This window comes from Pseudonocardia sp. EC080619-01 (assembly GCF_001420995.1).
GTDB lineage: Bacteria > Actinomycetota > Actinomycetes > Mycobacteriales > Pseudonocardiaceae > Pseudonocardia.
This window is the reverse complement of the sequence record NZ_CP012184.1, coordinates 4,095,172-4,112,666: the sequence shown is the minus strand read 5'-3', so window position 1 is coordinate 4,112,666 and position 17,495 is coordinate 4,095,172. Positions and strand designations below refer to the sequence as shown.

Genomic DNA, 17,495 nt, shown 5'->3' with positions numbered 1-17,495 from the left:
GATCAGCCCGTGACCGCGGCGGGGGCGCGTCCGGCCTTCCGCGCCCGCTCGACGACCGAGCCGATCGCCTCGGTCAGGGCGGCGACGTCGGCGCGGGTGCTGGTGTGCCCGAGGGAGAACCGCAGCGACCCGCGTGCGGTGTGCTCGTCGGCACCCATCGCGAGCAGCACGTGGCTGGGCTGCGCGACGCCCGCCGTGCAGGCGGACCCGGTGGAGCAGTCGATCCCGTGCGCGTCGAGCAGCATCAGGAGGCTGTCGCCCTCGCAGCCGGGGAACGCGAGGTGCGCGTTGCCCGGGAGCCGGCCGGGGCCGCCGTCGACCCGGGAGTCGAGTGCGTCGCCGCTCAGGACGGCCTCCGGCACCGCCGCGCGGACCGCGTCGACCAGCTCGTCGCGCAGCGCGGCCAGCTCGGTGCGACGGCGCGGGGCCGACGCGACCGACTCGGTGACCGCGGTGGCCAGCCCGACCAGCGACGGGACGTCGAGGGTCCCGGACCGCACGTCGCGCTCCTGGCCGCCGCCGTGCAGCAGCGGGGTGCAGTCGACCTCGCGGCCGAGCAGCAGCGCCCCGGCCCCGTACGGCCCGCCGAGCTTGTGCCCGGTGAGGGTGAGCGCGTCGACGCCCGACGCGCCGAAGTTGACGTCGAGGATCCCGACGGCCTGGACGGCGTCGGTGTGGAACGGCACGCCGAACTCGTGCGCCACCGCGGCGAGCTCGCGCACCGGGTTGACCGTGCCGACCTCGTTGTTCGCCCACATCACCGAGACCAGGGCGGTGCCCTCCGGGTCCTCGGCGAGCGCGGCGCGCAGCGTCTCCGGGCGGACCCGGCCCGCGGGGTCGACCTCGAGCAGCCGGAGCCTGGCGCCCTCGTGCGCGGCGAGCCATTCGGCGGCGTCGATCACGGCGTGGTGCTCGACCGACGAGACGAGCACGCGGGTGCGGCGCGGGTCCTCCGCGCGGCGGGCCCAGTACAACCCCTTGACCGCGAGGTTGTCGCTCTCGGTACCGCCGGTGGTGAACACGACCTCGGACGGGCGCGCCCCGACCGCCGCGGCGATCCGCTCGCGCCCCTCCTCGACCTCGCGCCGGGCCCGCCGGCCCGACGAGTGCAGCGACGACGCGTTGCCGGTGCGGCCGAGCGCGTCGCTCATGGCGGCAACGGCAGCGGGCAGCATCGGTGTGGTCGCCGCGTGGTCCAGGTACGTCATCGGACTCCAGGGTAATCCCGTGGTGTACGACCGTGTCGCTCGCCCGGGGCCCGCGCGTGCTATCGCCCGTGCCGCACCCGGTCCCGCGCGCGGGCCGCCAGCGCCCGCCGGTCGTCCACCCCGGGCTCGACGAGCTCCCCGACCGTGACCTCGCAGACCAGCCCCGGCAGCCGCAGCACCCGGCCGACGGCGTCGCCGAGGGTCTGCTCGCCGACGAACGCGGCGGCCGTCGTCGGGCGGCCGTCCGTGGTGGTGACGGAGACCGTCACCGGCCGGAGCGCGACGCCCGCGTCGATCGCCGCCTGGAACGGCGCACGCCGGTAGTCGCCGCGCACGGCCCCGCACCAGGTCGTCGCCTCCGGGAACACCCCGACCAGGGTGCCCTCGCGCAGCGCGTCCGCGGTCGCCGCGACCGTGCCGGGCAGCCGGGACAGTCCCTCCCTGTCCACGAACAGGGTGCCGATCCGGGTGGCAAGCAGGCCGATCAGCGGCCAGTCGCGCACCTCTCGCTTGGCGAGCATCGTGACCGGGCCGATCGCGCCGAGCGCCGGGATGTCGATCCAGGACGTGTGGTCGGCCACGACGAGTGCGCCCCGCCCGTCGCCGGGGCGCAGCGGCCCGCCGCGGACGACCAGCCGCACCCCGGCCGCGCGCAGCACCGCCCGGTGCAGGGACCGCAGGACCGCGCCGAGCACCCGGGCGCCGAGCAGCGCCGCGGCCGGGACCAGCGGGACGGCGGCGACGAGCACGGCCAGCAGCAGGACGGTGCGGTAGACCAGCCGGAACCGTCCGGTCGTCGCACGGGCCGGCAGGCAGTCGTCGGGGGTGCAGGGCGACCAGGTCGCCCAGGGCCCGCCCGGGCGGCGCACCGACGCCGGTTCGGCCGGGTGGGTCGGGTGGTCGGTGTGGTCGGGGGCGGTGGGGACCGGGGTGCGCAGGGCCGCGCGGGCCGGGTGGTGCGCCGGGGTGCGCAGAGCCGGGGGCGGCCCGGCGGTACGGGCGGTGCCGGCGGTGCCGGCGGTGAGCGTCATGCCGCGGGTCCCGCGGCCGCCCCGGCACCGTCCGACTCGCCGAGGAAGAACCGCAGGTAGCGCTGGTCGATGTGGTCCATCCCCAGCAGCACCGGGAAGTCGGCGACGCCGAAGTCCGGGTCGTGGGCCGGCGGCCCGCACACCCACGTCCCGAGGCGCAGGTAGCCGCGCAGCAGCGGCGGGATCGTCGTCGTGCGGTGCCGCGTGGCGCCGGCCGGGTCCCAGCCGCGGCGCGGCGTCGTCCGGTACTCGGGCGGCGCGAGGTGCTTCGCCCGCACCCGGTCCCAGACGCCGGCGGCCTGCGCGCCGCCGTCGTCGAGCGGGACGCTGGCGCAGCCGATCAGCCAGCGGTGCCCGGTGAGGAACATGTAGCGGGCGATGCCCGCCCACGCCAGCCCGACGACGGCACCGCCCCGGTGGTCGGGGTGCACGCAGGACCGGCCGGTCTCCACCAGCTCCGGGCGCAGCGGGTCCAGCGCGGTGAGGTCGAACTCGTCGTCGGCGTAGAGACCGCCGGCCGCGCGCGCCCGGTCGGGCGGGAGCATCCGGTAGGTGCCGACGATCTCGCCGGTCGCGTCCTCGCGGACGACGAGGTGGTCGCAGAACTCGTCGAAGCGGTCGACGTCGCGGCCGGGCACCGGGGTGTCCAGCGTCGCGCCGATCTCGTCGGCGAACACCCGGTGGCGCAGCGCCTGCGCCGCGGCGACGTCACCGGCGTCGGTCGTGAGCAGCAGGGAGTACCGCCGGGCCGCGGTCTCCGGGGTCGAGACGATCACCTGGTTCACGCGGGTGTTGGTACCGGCCGCGCGCGACACCCGGACGGTTCCGCGTCGACACGGCGGTGGCGGCCACGTGAACGCCGCCCGACTCACCCGTCCGCGGTGTCGTCGCAGGTAGGAGCAGGTGAACGGGCCTCCCACACACGACGACGCCCGGGTGCACCAGGCACCCGGGCGTCGTCGTGGGACGAAGCGTCAGCTCTTGCGCTTCGTCACCTCCTCCTGCAGCTGCGGGGCGACCTTGAACAGGTCACCGACGATGCCGTAGTCGGCGATCTCGAAGATCGGTGCTTCCTCGTCCTTGTTCACCGCGACGATCGTCTTCGAGGTCTGCATCCCGGCCCGGTGCTGGATCGCACCCGAGATGCCCAGCGCGATGTAGAGCTGCGGCGACACGCTCTTACCGGTCTGCCCGACCTGGAACTGCGGCGGGTAGTAGCCCGAGTCGACCGCCGCACGCGAGGCGCCCACGGCCGCACCCAGGGAGTCGGCCAGACCCTCCACGACGGTGAAGTCGTCGGCCGAACCGACACCACGACCACCCGAGACGATCACCGTCGCCTCGGTCAGCTCCGGACGCGACCCACCGGTGATCGGCTCACGACCGGTCACCGTGGCCTGACGCCCGGACGGCGCCGGGACCTCGACGGTCTCCCGCGCACCCGCACCGGCCGAGGCCTCGATGTCGACCGCACCCGGACGCACCGTGATCACCGGGTGCTCGGTGTTCGCCTTCGCCTCCGCGGTGTAGGCACCACCGAAGATCGAGTGCTGGACGCCGTCGGCGGTCACGCCGACCACGTCGGACAGCAGCCCGGAGTTCGTGCGCACCGCCAGCCGGCCGGCGACCTCCTTGCCGTTGGCCGCCGCGACGACCAGCACCGCCGCCGGGCCCACCGACCCGACCAGCGACTCCAGCACCCCGACCTCGGGGGCCAGGAAGTCGGTCGAGTCGGTCTCGGCGACGTAGATCTTCTCGGCGCCGTGCTCGGCCAGCCCGTCGGCCAGCTTGTCCGCCACCCCGGCGGCACCCACCACCACGGCCGAGGGCGCACCCAGCGCCCGCGCCGCGGTCAGCATCTCGTAGGTGGTCTTCTTGATCTCCCCGTCGGTGTGGTCGACGAGTACCAGGACCTCTGCCATGTCGTATGTCTCCAATTACGAAGAAGAAGCAGGAACCGAAACCCGGATCAGATGAGCTTCTGACCGACCAGGAACTCGGCGATCTTCGCGCCGCCGTCGCCCTCGTCGGTCACCTTCTCGCCGGCCTGCTTCGGCGGCTTCGGCGCCGAGCTGGTCACCGTGGTCAGCGCGTTCGCCAGACCCACCTCGGAGGCGTCGATCCCGGCACCGGCCAGATCGAGGCTCTCCACCGGCTTCTTCTTCGCCGCCATGATCCCCTTGAACGAGGGGTAGCGCGGCTCGTTGGACTTCTCACCGACCGCGACCACCGCCGGCAGCTCCGCCGACAGGTGCGTCACACCGTCGTCGGTCTCCCGCTTCACCGTCACCGTCGACCCGGACACCGACAGCTCGTTCGCCCACGTCAACGCGGGCACACCGAGCAGATCGGCGACCATCGCCGGCACCGCGGCGATCTGACCGTCCGAGGCCGAGTTCCCGGCGATGACCAGGTCCCAGCCCTCCTGACGGCCGATCAGCTTCGTCAGCGCGCGAGCGGTCTGCACCGCACACGAACCGTGGATCGCCTCGTCGGACAGGTGCACCGCGGAGTCCGCGCCCATCGACAACGCCTTGCGGATCGCGTCCGTGGCGCGGTCCGGGCCGATCGACACGACCACGACCTCGCCCTCGCCGGCCGCCTCCTTCACCAGGAGGGCCTGCTCCACGGCACGCTCGTTGATCTCGTCGATGACCGCCTCGGTCCCCTCACGGTCGAGGGTGTGGTCGGAGTCGGACAGCTTCCGCTCCGAGTAGGTGTCGGCCACCTGCTTCACCAGGGCCACGATCTTCATAGGACCTCTTCGACCTCCTGCCGCGGCGGCCTGGGCTCGTGCACAGGCCGCGTCGTCCTCGTCCAGCGGGCCGGTCCCGGTGGTCCGGGGCCGTACCCGCATCGCGTCACCGTGACGGTGCTGCGCCGCGCGCTCCGGCAGGAGCGGGGGTGGGCCGCGGCGTCGCGCCCGCCATGTAGCCGATGACTCTGCCAGCGTCGTGCCGTAATGGCACGCCGTGCCACTGTGACGTTCATTGTTACCAACGAGTAGCCACCTGGCAAACGTGCCGGCGCCGTGACCGTACTCACGGGCGGCACTCGTCACCGTCGTCACGCACGACGTCACACCGCGCGTCCGCGGGACGGGGGACGGGTTTCGCTACCGTCGGCACCTCACGCACCGGCAGGAAGGAGCCGACGTGCAGGTGACGGGGTTCGACGACCGTCTGGGAACCGGCTACGTCCTGAGCACCGGCGCGCACGCCGACGAGGACGTTCCGGGCAGCCGGACGGTCGAGCACGACGGGACGACGGTCCGCGCGACCGAGGGTCTCGCCGCGATGCTCGAGGACGCGCTGGCGTACCGGCCGACCACCCGTCTGGGGTGGGGCGGGCCGGAGGTGCCGCTGACGCTCGACGACGGCACGCTGCTGGCGTGGCTGCGCAACGACGTCGGCGGCGTCGTGTCCGTGGCAGGTGAACCGATCGGGTGACGACGGCGGCGTAGCGCGCCCCGGGAGCCCGTGCCGCCGGTGCTCAGCCGGCCCGGCGGTGCTCAGCCGGCCCGGCGGTGCCGGCCGCGCCGCGGTGCCGCGGGGACGGGCGCACCGGCCCCCTGGCACTCGGACCCGGCGACCGTCTCGAGGCCGGAGGTCGGCGCCGTACGGGTGGGCAGCAGTGCGCGCAGCATGTCGGCCAGTGCGGCGTCGTCCATGCCCTGCAGGTCGAGGTCCTCGTCGCCCAGCACCCCGGAGACCAGCCACGACCCGGTCCGGCCGGTGATCGTGAGGGACAGCGTCCCCTCGTCGGTGAGCGTCTCGCGCATGCTGTGCGTCCTCCTCGGCGTCGGGTCCCCCGATCCGAGGACGTCCGGGAGGGCCCGGACGTTGCCCTCCGCGTCCGGATTTCCGCGACGGCGCCGTCGCCGCGCCGCGCCGCACACCTTCGCGGGCACCCGCACATGTTCGCCGGTAGCCGCACAGGGTCGCGGACAGCCGCACAGGTTCGAAGTCGTGCGGCCGCCCCCGAACCTGTGCGGCAGCGCCCGGGCTGTGCGGCTACGCCCGAGCTATGCGGCAGCGCCCGGGCTATGCGGCTGCGCCCGGGCTGTGCGGCTGCGCCCGAGCTATGCGGCAGCGCTCGGCCTGTGCGGGAGCGCCCGAGCCGGTGCGGCCGCTACGGGGCGATGGCGCGTCGCCGAGCGTGCAGCTCGGCCACCTCCGGCACGTCGCGGAACCCGTCCAGCGCGTCGTCCAGCTCGATGGCGCGCCACGCGTTCGACGGGACCAGCACACCGGCGTCGAACGCCGCCGCGGCCTCGTCCGGGCGCCGGGCGCGGGCCAGGATCAGACCGAGGTCGAGGCGGGCCGTGGCGAGCCTGCGCGGCGGGCGGCTGGCATCGCTGAACAGCCCGCCGGGCCCGACCTGCCGTCGCTGCATCGCGACTCCGTGACCCCGAGACATCGCCGCGAAGCGAACCGCACAGGTTCACCTACCCCCGCACCGGTTGGAACCTGTGCGACGGCCCTCGAACCTGTGCGGGAGCGCCTGAACCTGTGCGGCTGTGCGGGCGGTAGGGCGCTCGGTGGTCGAGAGTCCTGTGCGGCTGCGCCCGAGCCTGTGCGGCTGCGCCGGGCAGGTGCTGCGTGTCCGGGCAGGTCCGGTGCATCCGGGCGGGGGCGGTGCATCCGAGCGGGGGCGGTGCGTCCGGGCGGGTGCGGTGCGTCCGGGCGGGTGCGGCCAGCCCGGGCGTACGCGGGGCGGGGCCGGTCTGACACCGTTCCGAGCGTGAGCAGCCACCCGTCGGCCGGTCCGTCCACCGGCCACACCTCCCCTGATCGACTCGGCGTCACCGGCGACGACCGTCGTCCGGAAGCGGCGAACGGCGCGGGGTGCGGGGTGCGGGCGATGACGGACGTGGGCGCCGACCGGGCGGATCACCTGCCCCTCACCGGCGAGCGGACCGTGCCGGGGCTCGCCGTCGAGAACTACTGGTTCCGGCGCCACGAGGTCGTCTACGAGGCGATCGCACCGGACTGCGACGGCGCGACGGTGCTGGAGGCCGGCTGCGGCGAGGGTTACGGCGCTGACCTGCTCGCCGGTACGGCGCACCGGGTGCTGGCCCTCGACTACGACCCGGCGACGGTCGCGCACGTCCGCGCCCGGTACCCGCGCGTGGTGGTGGCACGGGCGAACCTGGTGGCGCTGCCGCTGCCGGACGCCTCGGTCGACGTCGTCGTGTCCCTCCAGGTCATCGAGCACCTGTGGGACCAGGAACGGTTCCTCGGCGAGTGCCGCCGGGTGCTGCGCCCGGGCGGGAGGCTGCTGGTCTCGACCCCGAACCGGATCACCTTCTCCCCCGGCCGGGACACCCCGCTGAACCCGTTCCACACCCGCGAGCTCGACCCGGACGAGCTGGCCGGGCTGACCCGCGACGCCGGGTTCGACGAGGTCGGCGTCCGCGGCCTGCACCACGGTCCGCGGCTGCGCGCGATGGACGAACGCCACGGCGGCCTGATCGAGGCGCAGACCGCGCTCGCGCTCTCCGGCGAGCCGTGGCCGGCGGAGCTGACCGCCGACGTCGCGGCGGTCCGGGCCGCGGACTTCGAGCTGCACGACCGCGACCTCGCGGGGTCCCTCGACCTGCTCGTGTCGGCGACGACCCGCGCGACCCGCACGACCCACGCGGCCCGCCCGTGACGGACGCGCGCGTCGGCACGTTCTGCCTGGTCCTGCACTCGCACCTGCCGCTGCTGGCCCGGCACGGGCGCTGGCCGGTGGGCGAGGAGTGGCTCTACCAGTCGTGGGCGCAGTCGTACCTCCCGGTGGTGGCGACGCTGCGGGAGCTGGCCGCCGAGGGGCGTGGGGAGCTCGCCACGCTCGGCGTGACCCCGGTGCTGGCCGCGCAGCTCGACGACCCGTACTGCCTGCGCGGGGTGCACGACTGGCTGGGCGGCTGGACGCTGCGGGCGCACTCCGCCGCCGGACGGCTGCCCGATCTCGCCGCGCACGAGCACCGGCTGTCGACGACGGCGACGGCGGAGTTCGAGGCGCACTGGCGGCACGGCGGCTCGCCCGCGCTGCGGTCGTTGCGGGACTCCGGCGCCGTCGAACTGCTCGGCGGGCCGGCGGCGCACCCGTTCCAGCCGCTCCTGGACCCGCGGGTCCGGCGGTTCTCGCTGCGCGCCGGCCTGGCCGACCACGCGCTGCGACTCGGGTCGCATCCGGCCGGGATCTGGGCGCCCGAGTGTGGCTACGCGCCGGGGATGGAGCACGACTACGCGACGGCGGGCGTCGGCCGGTTCCTCGTCGACGGCCCGGCGCTGCGCGGGGACACCGCCCTGGCCCGCCCCGTCGGTGACTCGGACGTCCTCTGCGTGGGCCGCGACCTCGACGTCACCTACCGGGTGTGGTCGCCGCGCAAGGGCTACCCGGGCTCCGCCGAGTACCGCGACTTCCACACCTGGGACCACGCGTCCGGGCTCAAACCGGCCCGGGTGACCGGCCGCCGGGTGCCGTCCGAGCGGAAGAAGCCGTACTCCCCCGACCTCGCCGCCCGGGCCGTGCAGCGGGACGCCCGGGACTTCGTCGACACCGTCGCCGCCCGGCTGCGAGCGCTGCGTGGGACGACCGGGCGGCCCGCGCTCACCGTCGCGGCCTTCGACACGGAACTGTTCGGGCACTGGTGGCAGGAGGGTCCGGACTGGCTCGCCGCGGTGCTGCGGCTGCTGCCCGAGGCCGGGGTCGCGGTGCGGACGCTCGGCGGCGCGATCGACGACGGCCTCGTCGGCGACCCGGTGACGCTGCCGGAGTGCTCGTGGGGGTCCGGCAAGGACTGGCGGGTCTGGGCGGGGCCGCAGGTCGCGGACGTCGTCGCCCGCAACGACGACGTCCAGCGCGACCTGCTCGCCGGCGCCGACACCGTGCTTCCCGGCGACGGCCCGCTGCTGCGGCCCGATGCCCGCGACCCGCTCGCGGACCTGCTCGTCGACCAGGCGCTGCACGCGCTGTCCAGCGACTGGGCGTTCATGGTCAGCAAGGACTCCGCGGCGGACTACGCCCGGTCCCGCTCCGCGACGCACGCCGGGCGGGTCGCCGAGCTGTCCGGCCTGCTTCGCGCGGGACGGCGACGCGCGGCCGGACGCCGCGCCGCGCACTGGACGGACGCCACGGCGCCGGTGTTCGGGCACGTCGACGCCCGGGACCTGGCCGCGCCCGGAGGGCTCCCGACTACCCGGGGGTAACCGGCCCCGGCGGCGTTTGCCAGGATCTCCGGATGCGGGTGCTGATGGTCAGCTGGGAGTTCCCGCCGGTCGTCGTCGGCGGGCTGGGCCGGCACGTGCACGCGCTGGCCCGCGAGCTCGTCGTGCTCGGGCACAAGGTCGTCGTGCTGTCGCGGGCCCCCGCCGGGACCGACGCCGGCACCCACCCGACCGTCACGGACACGGTCGACGGCGTCCGGGTGCTGCGCGTCGCGGAGGACCCGCCGCACCTGGAGTTCGGCACCGATCTCGTCGCCTGGACCCTCGGCATGGGGCACGGCCTGCTGCGGCACGCGCTGACGGCGCTGCTGCCCGGCTGGCGGCCGGACGTCGTGCACGCCCACGACTGGCTGGTCGCGCACCCGGCGATCGCGCTGGCCGACGTGCTCGGCGTCCCGCTGGTGACGACGCTGCACGCCACCGAGGCCGGACGGCACTCCGGCTGGCTGCCGGGCCCGATGAACCGTCAGGTGCACTCCACCGAGTGGTGGCTCGCCCAGCGGGCGGACGAGGTGATCACCTGCTCGTCCGCGATGCGGGCCGAGGTGGCCGCCCTCTACGACCTCGACGCCGACGACGTGCACGTGGTGCACAACGGCATCGACCCCGGTCGCTGGCGCACCCGCGGGGCCGCGCCGGTGCCGTCGTCGTCCGGGCCGCGGCTGGTCTACTTCGGACGGCTGGAGTTCGAGAAGGGCGTGCAGGACCTGATCGCGGCGCTGCCCCGGATCCGGCGCCGCCACCCCGGCACCCGGCTGCTGGTCGCCGGGACCGGGACGCAGGCCGCCATGCTGGCCGAGCGCGCCGCCGCGCACCGCGTCAGACGGTCGGTGGACTTCCTCGGCCACCTGCCCGACGCCGACCTGACCGCGCTGCTGCGCGCCGCCGACGCCGTCGTCCTGCCGAGCCGGTACGAGCCGTTCGGGATCGTCGCGCTGGAGGCCGCCGCCGTCGGGGCGACGCTCGTCGCCTCCACCGCGGGCGGGCTCGGCGAGGTCGTGCGCGACGGCGAGACCGGCCTCGCCTTCACACCCGGCGACCTGCCCGGGATCGCCGACGCCGTCGACCGGGCGCTCGCCGACCCGCGGGCCGCCCGGCGCCGGGCACGCGCGGCACGGGCCCGGCTGCGGACCGACTTCGCGTGGCCGACGATCGCCGAGCGCACCGCCGCCATCTACGCCGGTGCCCGGGCGGCCGACCCGCACGACCTGGCCCGACCGAAGATCCCCACCGGGAACCTGTTCGACCGGTCCTGAGCCGGGTGTCAGGCCCGGTCGAGCCGGGCGCGCAGGGCCCGGTCGGCCTTGCGGGCCATGTCCGCGACGGCGGCGCGCTCGGCGGCCGCGGCCTCGAAGTCCGCACGGCGGTCCCGCACCACCCGGGCCGGGCTCCCGACGGCGATCGACTCGGCCGGAAGGTCCCCGCGGGCGACGGCGTGCGCGCCCAGCACGGAGCCGGAGCCGATGCGGGTGCCGCGCAGCACCGAGGTCTTCACCCCGAGCCAGCAGCCCTCGCCGATCCGCACCGGCGACTTGACGATGCCCTGGTCCTTGATCGGGCGGTGGACGTCCTCCGTGCGGTGGTCGAAGTCCGTCACGTACACCCAGTCCGCGACCAGCGTCGCCGCGCCCACCTCGACGTCGAGATAGCAGTTCAGGGTGTTGTTCCGGCCGAAGACGACCTTGTCGCCGATCCGCATCGACCCCTCGTGGCAGCGGAGCGCGGTGCCGTCACCGATGTGCACCCAGCGCCCGATCTCCAGGCGGCCGAGGCCGGGGCGGGCCTCCAGCGTCACGCCCTTGCCGAGGAAGACCATCCCGCGCAGCACGACGTGCGGGTGCCGGACCCGCAGCACCAGCAGCCGCCAGTACCGCCGCAGGTACCAGGGGGTGAAGGCGCGGTGCCGCAGGATCCAGCGCAGCGAGGTGAGCGTGAACAGCCGGGCCTGCTCCGGATCGTCCTGCGGTCGCACGGACCCGACCCTAGGCGTGTGCGGTGCGCGCTCCGCGGGTACCTCCGCCTGCACACGACGACGGGAGGCACCCACGTGACCGAGCACCGCGAGCCCGACGACGGATCCGACGTCGGTACCGGCGAGCTGACCTCCGGCGGGACCGGGACGGTCCGCGAGGAACGCGACCACGAGGGGAACCCGCGCCCGGCGGGTTCCCCCGACGACTCCGGCGTCACCGGGGCGGCGGCCGCCGAGCTCGACGCCGAGAACGAGGACGAGCCCACCCGCAGCGAGTGAGTCCGCGGGGGTGCCGCGGTCCGGCCGTACCCTGCCGGGGTGCCCCCGTTGATCATCGACACCGACCCGGGCGTCGACGACGCCGTCGCGCTCGTCCTCGCCCTGCGGAGCCCCGAGGTGGACGTCCGCGCGGTCGTCGCGGCGTTCGGCAACGTCGGGCTGGACCGCACCCTCGACAACGCCGGACGGCTGCTCGCACTGACCGGCCGCACCGACGTGCCGCTCGGGACCGGTGCCGAGCGGCCGCTGGTGCATCGGCTGGAGCGCCGGGCCGGTCACGTGCACGGCGAGGACGGCCTCGGCGGGCGCGCGGCGCACCTGCCCGATCCGGTCGCGCCGCGCCCCGGCTCCGGGATCGAGCTGATGGCGCAGGTGCTGGAGGACGCCACCGAGCCCGTCACCATCGCCTCGATCGGCCCGCTGACCGACACCGCCCTGCTCCTCGCCACGCATCCCGAGCTCACCGGCCGGATCGGCCGGATCGTCGTCATGGGCGGGGCGATCGGCGGCGGCAACGTCACCGGCGCCGCCGAGTTCAACGTCCACGCCGACCCGGAGGCCGCGCACCGCGTGCTCACCCAGGACCGGGTGCCGGTCGCACTGGTGCCGCTGGAGACGACACTGGGCTGCGCCGCCGGCCCGGAGTGGCTCGACGCACTCGCCGCGGGCGACGCGGTGTGCGCCGAGCTGCGGGCGATGATCGCGCCCTACCGCGACTTCTACCGCGACCGGTACGGCCACGACGCCGTCGCGCTGCACGACGCCGTCGCCCTGCTGGAGTGCGTCGCGCCCGGGTCGCTGACGGCGACGCCGACACCGCTGACCGTGGACACCGGGTTCGGCCCGGCGCGCGGGGCGACCGTGCCGCACCGGGCTCCGGAGGCGACGACGCCGCCGGTCGACGTGCTGTCGGCGCCGGACGTCCCGGGCGTCCTGGACGCGGTGCTGGACCGGCTGCGCGGCTGACCCGCGACGGCACCGCCTCCGACGAGCACGCGATCACGCGGACGGGATGATGGCGCCCATGGTCTCGTCGTACGTCGTCACCGGCGCCGGCCGCGGGGTCGGTCGCGCCATCGCCGAGAAACTGCTCGCCGAGGGCCACGCCGTCGTCGTCCTGGAGCGGGACCCCGACGAGGTCGGCTGGACCCGCACCCACTCCGCAGGCGACCGGGTCGCCGCCGTCACCGGGAGCGCAGGAGACCCGGTGATCGCAGAACGCGCGGCCGACCTCGCGGAGCGGACGGGCGAGCTCGCGGGCTGGGTGAACAACGCCGCGGTCTTCCGCGACGCCGACCTCCACACAGGACCGCCGGAGGATCTCGTCGCGCTGGTCGACGCGAACCTCGCACCGGTCCTGGTGGGCTGTGCCGTCGCGGTGCGCCGGTTCCGGGACCGCGGCACGGCCGGGTCGATCGTGAACGTGTCGAGTCACCAGGCACAGCGCGCGGTACGAGGCGCACTTCCCTACGCGACGGCGAAGGCGGCCGTCGAGGGGCTGACCCGTGCCGCCGCCGTCGACCACGGCCCCGACGGGATCCGGGTCAACGCGGTCGCCCTGGGCTCGATCACGACCGACCGCTACGAGGACCTGCTCGACCGGCAGGGCCCCGAACTCGCGGCCCGGACGCGGCAGGAGATGGGCGAGATCCATCCACTGGGCCGTGTCGGGCGCGCGGAGGAGGTCGCCGACGCCGTGGCCTACCTGCTGTCCCCCGCCGCCGCCTTCGTCAGCGGGGTCGTGCTACCGGTCGACGGCGGGCGGGCCGCCCGGGGCCAGGATCCCGAGTCACGGTGACCCGCCGGCGTCCGGGGTCAGCTCGCGAGGAACGCCTCTCCGCTCAGCAACGGGATGGACTCGCTGTGATCGAGCTCGGCGGCCGTCCGCACGTCGTCCTGGTAGCCGAGGTCCACCAGCTCACGGCCACTGGCGCAGTGACGTAGCGCCCTGCCGAGGTCGCCGGCGACCGCGTCGAAGGTTCCGACCGCCGACCTGGCCTCCGGCGACAGGTCGTCCCAACCCCGTGCGACGAGCGCTTCGATCAGCGCTCCGGCTCCCCACTGGTCCTCGACGGCGGGGCGGAGCGCACCGCCGGGCCACCGCTCCCCTGCGGCGATCACCGCCACCCGCAGGGCCGGATCCGTACGACGACGGCGGCACAACCACTCCGCGGCGGCCTGCCGGTTACGGAGACAGACCCCGATCACCTCCGTCGAACCGGAGGCGAGCCGCGCGGAGATCGTCGAACCGTTCGGCGAGGGCAGGACCAGGCGCGACGGCGACGGCCGCGCGGTGCGGACGCTCGCCGGGGACAGGCTGATCTCTCCCGGACGGGCCCGGGAACGGCCCACGGCGAGAACCGCGCCGCGCTCCGCCGCGTACGTCGCTGCCGCCGCGTCGCGCCACCGGTACGGGTACACCGTGATCCCGCGGTCCGCGGCGACCGTGAGCGTCGTGGTGAAGCTGAGGACATCGACGACGACCGCCACGTGGCACCCCGGACCGAGCGCGTCGGCTCCCGCCGCACCCCACTCCAGGCCCACCCCGTACGACGGCTGCCGGTGCGCGTCGTCGATCCGGTCCACGACCAGGACGGTAGTGCCGGCCGGCCGCAGTCTCGAACAGCTCAGCCGCAGCCGGACCGTTCGTCCGGCATCGCGATCCGGTCGGGCCGGGCCTCCGAGCTGATCGTTCAGGTCGTGCGCCGCTGTGCGGTCGGGCCGGCAGAGCTCGAATCACTGCCGTCTAGTGTCATGAGTCGCGAGTTCGCGACATATTTGTAAGGTGGTCTGGTGGCACGGACCGGACGACCCAAGGCCGAGCTGATCCTGTCCGACGATGAGCGGTCAGCGTTGGAGGAATGGATTCGCCGCGGGTCGACTCCGCAGGCGTGGGCGCTGCGGTGTCGGATCATCCTGGCGTGCGCTTCGGGCGCGACGAACAAGGAAGTCGCGGCGCAGACGGGGTCGGCTGCGCACACGGTGGGCCGGTGGCGTGCCCGGTTCGTTGCTCACCGGATCGCCGGGCTGGGGGACCTGCCCCGTCCGGGCGGTCCGCGCACGGTCACCGACGCTCAGGTCGCCGAGGTGATCACCACGACGTTGGAGTCCAAACCGGCTGATGCGACGCACTGGTCGACCCGCGGGATGGCCGAGCATTCGGGGTTGTCCCAATCGACGATCTCGCGGATCTGGCGCACCTTCGGGTTGGCCCCGCACCGAGCCGAGACGTTCAAGCTGTCCACCGATCCGTACTTCATCGAGAAACTCCACGACGTCGTCGGTCTCTACCTTGACCCGCCCGAGCGGGCGCTGGTGTTCTGCGTGGACGAGAAATCCCAGATCCAGGCCTTGAACCGGTCCCAACCAGTGCTGCCGATGATGCCCGGCATCCCGCAGCGACTGACCCACGACTACGTGCGGGCAGGAACCACGACGTTGTTCGCCGCGCTCGAGGTCACGACCGGGAAGGTGATCGGGTCGCTGCATCGCCGCCATCGCGCGAGCGAGTTCCGCACGTTCTTGACCAGGCTCGACCGCGAGGTCCCCGCCGAGCTGGACGTGCACCTGGTGCTGGACAACTACGCCACCCACAAGACCCCGGCTATCAAGACCTGGCTGGTGGCTCACCCGAGGTTCCACCTGCATTTCACCCCGACCGGATCGTCGTGGCTCAACCTGGTCGAGCGTTGGTTCGCCGAGCTGACCACCAAGAAGATCCGCCGCGGCGTGCACACCTCGGTCCCCGCCCTCGAAGCCGACATCCGCGACTGGATCGCCGGCTGGAACAACAACCCCAAGCCCTTCGCGTGGACCAAGACCGCGGACGAGATTCTCGAACGACTCACCCGATATCTGAAGCGAATCCCTGACTCAGGACACTAGTACTCCAGCCGTAAGTCGTGATCTTGCGGCGTGGCGGTCCCAGACGTGGGACGGCCACCGCGTGATCCTCGTCCGTTGTGTCGACATCTGAAGATCAAGCGGTGGCCGTGAGCCACAGGGTAGAGCCCGACTGGTGGTCTGCGGAGGCCGACCGGCTCCTCGATCGGGTCGCGGGGCGGTTTCCTCGGGTAGAGACCCGCCGCCGGGCCCGCGGGTTCTTGTTCGGGCTGCTCGCGGAGCTGCCGCGCAAGAACTGCTGGAGCATCGCCGAACACGCCGGCGACACCGATCCACACGGCATGCAGTACTTCCTGGGCCGAGCGAAGTGGGACACCGACGGCGTCCGCGATGACCTGCGCGACTACGTCACCGGACGGCTCGCCGACACCGACGCGGTGCTGGTGGTCGACGAGACCGGCGACCTGAAGAAGGGCAAAGCCACGGTCGGGGTCCAGCGCCAGTACACCGGCACGGCCGGACGGATCGAGAACGCCCAGGTCGCGGTCTACCTCGTCTACGCCGCCACCCGTGGCCACGCCATGATCGACCGCGAACTCTACCTGCCACGCTGCTGGACCGAGGATCCCGAGCGGCTCGAGCAGGCCGGGGTGCCGGACGAGATCGAGTTCGCGACCAAGCCCGCACTCGCGGCCGGGATGCTGACCCGGGCTCTGCGCGCCGGTGTCGCGGCCCGCTGGGTCGCCGGGGACGAGGTCTACGGCGCTGACCCCGACCTACGCGCCGAGTGCGAACTCGCTGGGATCGGCTACGTGCTGGCCATCGGTCTCGACGAGCACCAGGTGCGCCGCTGGACCTCCTGGCAGCGCTGGACGCTGCTGGTCATGCTCGCTCATGCCCTGCTCGCCGTCATCGCCGCTGACACCGGCTACAACCCACGTCCTCCAGGTCTGATCACGTTGACCTGCAACGAGATCCGGCACCTGCTCGTCCGGCTCGTCATCGAACCAGCCCGCCAGCTGACCTGCCCGTGGGCCTGGTCGCGATGGCGGCGACGACACCAACAGCACTCCCGATCCAGCCACTACCAGCGTCAGAACGACTCCGAACATCCACAACGATCTACGGCTGGAGTACTAGGTGGGCTGCCATCGAGCGGGTCGACCAGTGAGTCGCATCCGCCGGTGTCGTCTCCAAGGTCTGCACGACCAGGCGCTCGACCTGCTCGTCGGTGACCGTGCGCGGACGCCCCGACCGCGGCTCGTCGACCAACCCGTCGAGACGGCGCTCAGCAAAACGGGACCGCCACGTCGTCACCGTCGGGCGCGACACCCCCAACCAGGCCGCGACCTCGGTGTTCGACCCACCCTCGGCAGCAGCCAGCACGATCTTGCTCCGCGTGGCCAACCCGGCCGCGCTGGTTCGTCGCCGCGCCCACGACTCAAGCTGGGACCGCTCGTCGTCGGTCAGAATGATCTGCGCCGGCTTCGGTCCCCGAGTCGCCATACCGCAGCCTAACAACCGACAGCGATTTAACGACTCAGGACACTAGCCGAGCCCTTTCTACTACGCACGTACCCGCGCGGCCGAGGCAGCCTTGCGCGTCGAGCAGAGGCCCATGGAGTCGCCGGTCCGAGTATGGCCGGCGGCGTGCTGCGCGCCGGGTTGCTGCGGGCCGGTTCGCGGTGCACCCCGGATGGCGCGGCCGTGTGCCGGCGGGTCAGGTGGTCGTCGTCGATCAGGTCTGTGCTCGTGAACTCATCGACCGGGCGGTGGACGCCGAGCTGTGGCGCGCCGATCGTCGCCGTATCGCTACAGCGGTTCTGCGAACGCTGGTCGAGGCGATGGACTGGCGCAGTGGACTGATCACCGGGACGACCCGTGCGACAGCGGCTGAGCGGGCCGGGGCGAGCCTGCGGACAGTCAGTCGGGTGATCGCGTGGGC

Annotated in this window: 17 protein-coding genes and 2 pseudogenes; 9 read left to right on the top strand and 10 right to left on the bottom strand. The window is 74.0% G+C overall.

The features are described from left to right. Positions 1-2 precede the first annotated feature (2 nt). From AD017_RS19255 to AD017_RS19235, 5 genes are all read right to left on the bottom strand, one after another. Positions 3-1,208, bottom strand: a complete 1,206-nt coding sequence (locus tag AD017_RS19255) for a cysteine desulfurase family protein (protein ID WP_060575020.1) — start codon at positions 1,206-1,208, stop codon at positions 3-5. Positions 1,209-1,267: 59 nt separating this feature from the next. Then, positions 1,268-2,239 carry a 1-acyl-sn-glycerol-3-phosphate acyltransferase gene (locus AD017_RS19250; RefSeq protein WP_060575019.1) on the bottom strand — a complete coding sequence of 324 codons (972 nt, stop codon included), beginning with the start codon at positions 2,237-2,239 and terminating at the stop codon, positions 1,268-1,270. Next, positions 2,236-3,024: a GNAT family N-acetyltransferase gene (locus AD017_RS19245; RefSeq protein ID WP_060576482.1), complete on the bottom strand. Its 789-nt coding sequence runs from the start codon at positions 3,022-3,024 to the stop codon at positions 2,236-2,238. Before AD017_RS19245 ends, AD017_RS19250 begins: the two co-directional genes overlap by 4 nt. 189 nt (positions 3,025-3,213) lie before the next feature. Beyond that, positions 3,214-4,161: an electron transfer flavoprotein subunit alpha/FixB family protein gene (locus AD017_RS19240; RefSeq protein WP_010232468.1), complete on the bottom strand. Its 948-nt coding sequence runs from the start codon at positions 4,159-4,161 to the stop codon at positions 3,214-3,216. A 47-nt stretch (positions 4,162-4,208) separates the two neighbouring features. After that, complete coding sequence (locus AD017_RS19235; RefSeq protein ID WP_010232469.1) at positions 4,209-4,994, bottom strand: electron transfer flavoprotein subunit beta/FixA family protein; 786 nt, start codon at positions 4,992-4,994, stop codon at positions 4,209-4,211. 400 nt (positions 4,995-5,394) lie between these two features. On the opposite strand from AD017_RS19235, the gene AD017_RS19230 reads away from it, so the two are divergent. Continuing rightward, a complete protein-coding gene (locus tag AD017_RS19230) occupies positions 5,395-5,688 on the top strand; it encodes a hypothetical protein (protein WP_060575018.1) in 294 nt (97 codons plus the stop codon). A 62-nt stretch (positions 5,689-5,750) separates the two neighbouring features. Here AD017_RS19230 and AD017_RS19225 read toward each other — a convergent pair whose 3' ends face one another. Both AD017_RS19225 and AD017_RS19220 read right to left on the bottom strand, forming a co-directional pair. Further along, on the bottom strand, positions 5,751-6,020 hold the full coding sequence (locus AD017_RS19225; RefSeq protein ID WP_060575017.1) for a hypothetical protein: 270 nt from the start codon (positions 6,018-6,020) through the stop codon (positions 5,751-5,753). Positions 6,021-6,370: 350 nt separating this feature from the next. Next, positions 6,371-6,634, bottom strand: coding sequence for a hypothetical protein (locus AD017_RS19220; RefSeq protein ID WP_060575016.1), 264 nt, complete (start codon positions 6,632-6,634; stop codon positions 6,371-6,373). Between the two features lie 468 nt (positions 6,635-7,102). Between AD017_RS19220 and AD017_RS19215 the strand changes: the two genes are divergently transcribed. Genes AD017_RS19215 through AD017_RS19205 form a run of 3 tightly spaced genes read left to right on the top strand, consistent with a single transcriptional unit; the run spans position 7,103 to position 10,712 of the window. Next, entirely contained in the window at positions 7,103-7,894 is a 792-nt protein-coding gene (locus AD017_RS19215; protein ID WP_060576481.1) for a bifunctional 2-polyprenyl-6-hydroxyphenol methylase/3-demethylubiquinol 3-O-methyltransferase UbiG, read from the top strand. Continuing rightward, complete coding sequence (locus AD017_RS19210; RefSeq protein WP_060575015.1) at positions 7,891-9,438, top strand: glycoside hydrolase family 57 protein; 1,548 nt, start codon at positions 7,891-7,893, stop codon at positions 9,436-9,438. The genes AD017_RS19215 and AD017_RS19210 overlap by 4 nt, the downstream gene beginning before the upstream one ends. 32 nt (positions 9,439-9,470) lie before the next feature. Continuing rightward, positions 9,471-10,712: a glycosyltransferase family 4 protein gene (locus AD017_RS19205; protein ID WP_060575014.1), complete on the top strand. Its 1,242-nt coding sequence runs from the start codon at positions 9,471-9,473 to the stop codon at positions 10,710-10,712. An 8-nt stretch (positions 10,713-10,720) separates the two neighbouring features. Here AD017_RS19205 and AD017_RS19200 read toward each other — a convergent pair whose 3' ends face one another. Continuing rightward, positions 10,721-11,428 (bottom strand): DapH/DapD/GlmU-related protein, encoded by a 708-nt coding sequence (locus tag AD017_RS19200; RefSeq protein ID WP_010232477.1) that lies wholly within the window; start codon positions 11,426-11,428, stop codon positions 10,721-10,723. Positions 11,429-11,503: 75 nt separating this feature from the next. Between AD017_RS19200 and AD017_RS19195 the strand changes: the two genes are divergently transcribed. Genes AD017_RS19195 through AD017_RS19185 form a run of 3 tightly spaced genes read left to right on the top strand, consistent with a single transcriptional unit; the run spans position 11,504 to position 13,505 of the window. Next, positions 11,504-11,707: a hypothetical protein gene (locus AD017_RS19195; RefSeq protein WP_082398813.1), complete on the top strand. Its 204-nt coding sequence runs from the start codon at positions 11,504-11,506 to the stop codon at positions 11,705-11,707. A gap of 39 nt (positions 11,708-11,746) precedes the next feature. Further along, positions 11,747-12,673 (top strand): nucleoside hydrolase, encoded by a 927-nt coding sequence (locus AD017_RS19190; protein WP_060575013.1) that lies wholly within the window; start codon positions 11,747-11,749, stop codon positions 12,671-12,673. Positions 12,674-12,731: 58 nt separating this feature from the next. Further along, the gene (locus tag AD017_RS19185) at positions 12,732-13,505 is read left to right on the top strand and encodes an SDR family NAD(P)-dependent oxidoreductase (RefSeq protein ID WP_060575012.1); all 774 of its coding nucleotides are present in this window, start codon (positions 12,732-12,734) and stop codon (positions 13,503-13,505) included. 17 nt (positions 13,506-13,522) lie between these two features. Here the strand turns inward: AD017_RS19185 and AD017_RS19180 are convergent, their stop codons facing one another. Continuing rightward, entirely contained in the window at positions 13,523-14,293 is a 771-nt protein-coding gene (locus AD017_RS19180) for a 2-phosphosulfolactate phosphatase (protein WP_082398812.1), read from the bottom strand. Positions 14,294-14,500: 207 nt separating this feature from the next. Between AD017_RS19180 and AD017_RS19175 the strand changes: the two genes are divergently transcribed. Both AD017_RS19175 and AD017_RS19170 read left to right on the top strand, forming a co-directional pair. Beyond that, a complete protein-coding gene (locus AD017_RS19175) occupies positions 14,501-15,592 on the top strand; it encodes an IS630 family transposase (RefSeq protein ID WP_060575005.1) in 1,092 nt (363 codons plus the stop codon). Positions 15,593-15,699: 107 nt separating this feature from the next. Continuing rightward, a pseudogene (locus tag AD017_RS19170) lies at positions 15,700-16,647 on the top strand (IS701 family transposase); the annotation flags it as partial. Positions 16,648-16,681: 34 nt separating this feature from the next. Here the strand turns inward: AD017_RS19170 and AD017_RS33520 are convergent. Continuing rightward, positions 16,682-17,056: pseudogene (locus AD017_RS33520) on the bottom strand (helix-turn-helix domain-containing protein); the annotation flags it as partial. Positions 17,057-17,495: the final 439 nt, after the last annotated feature.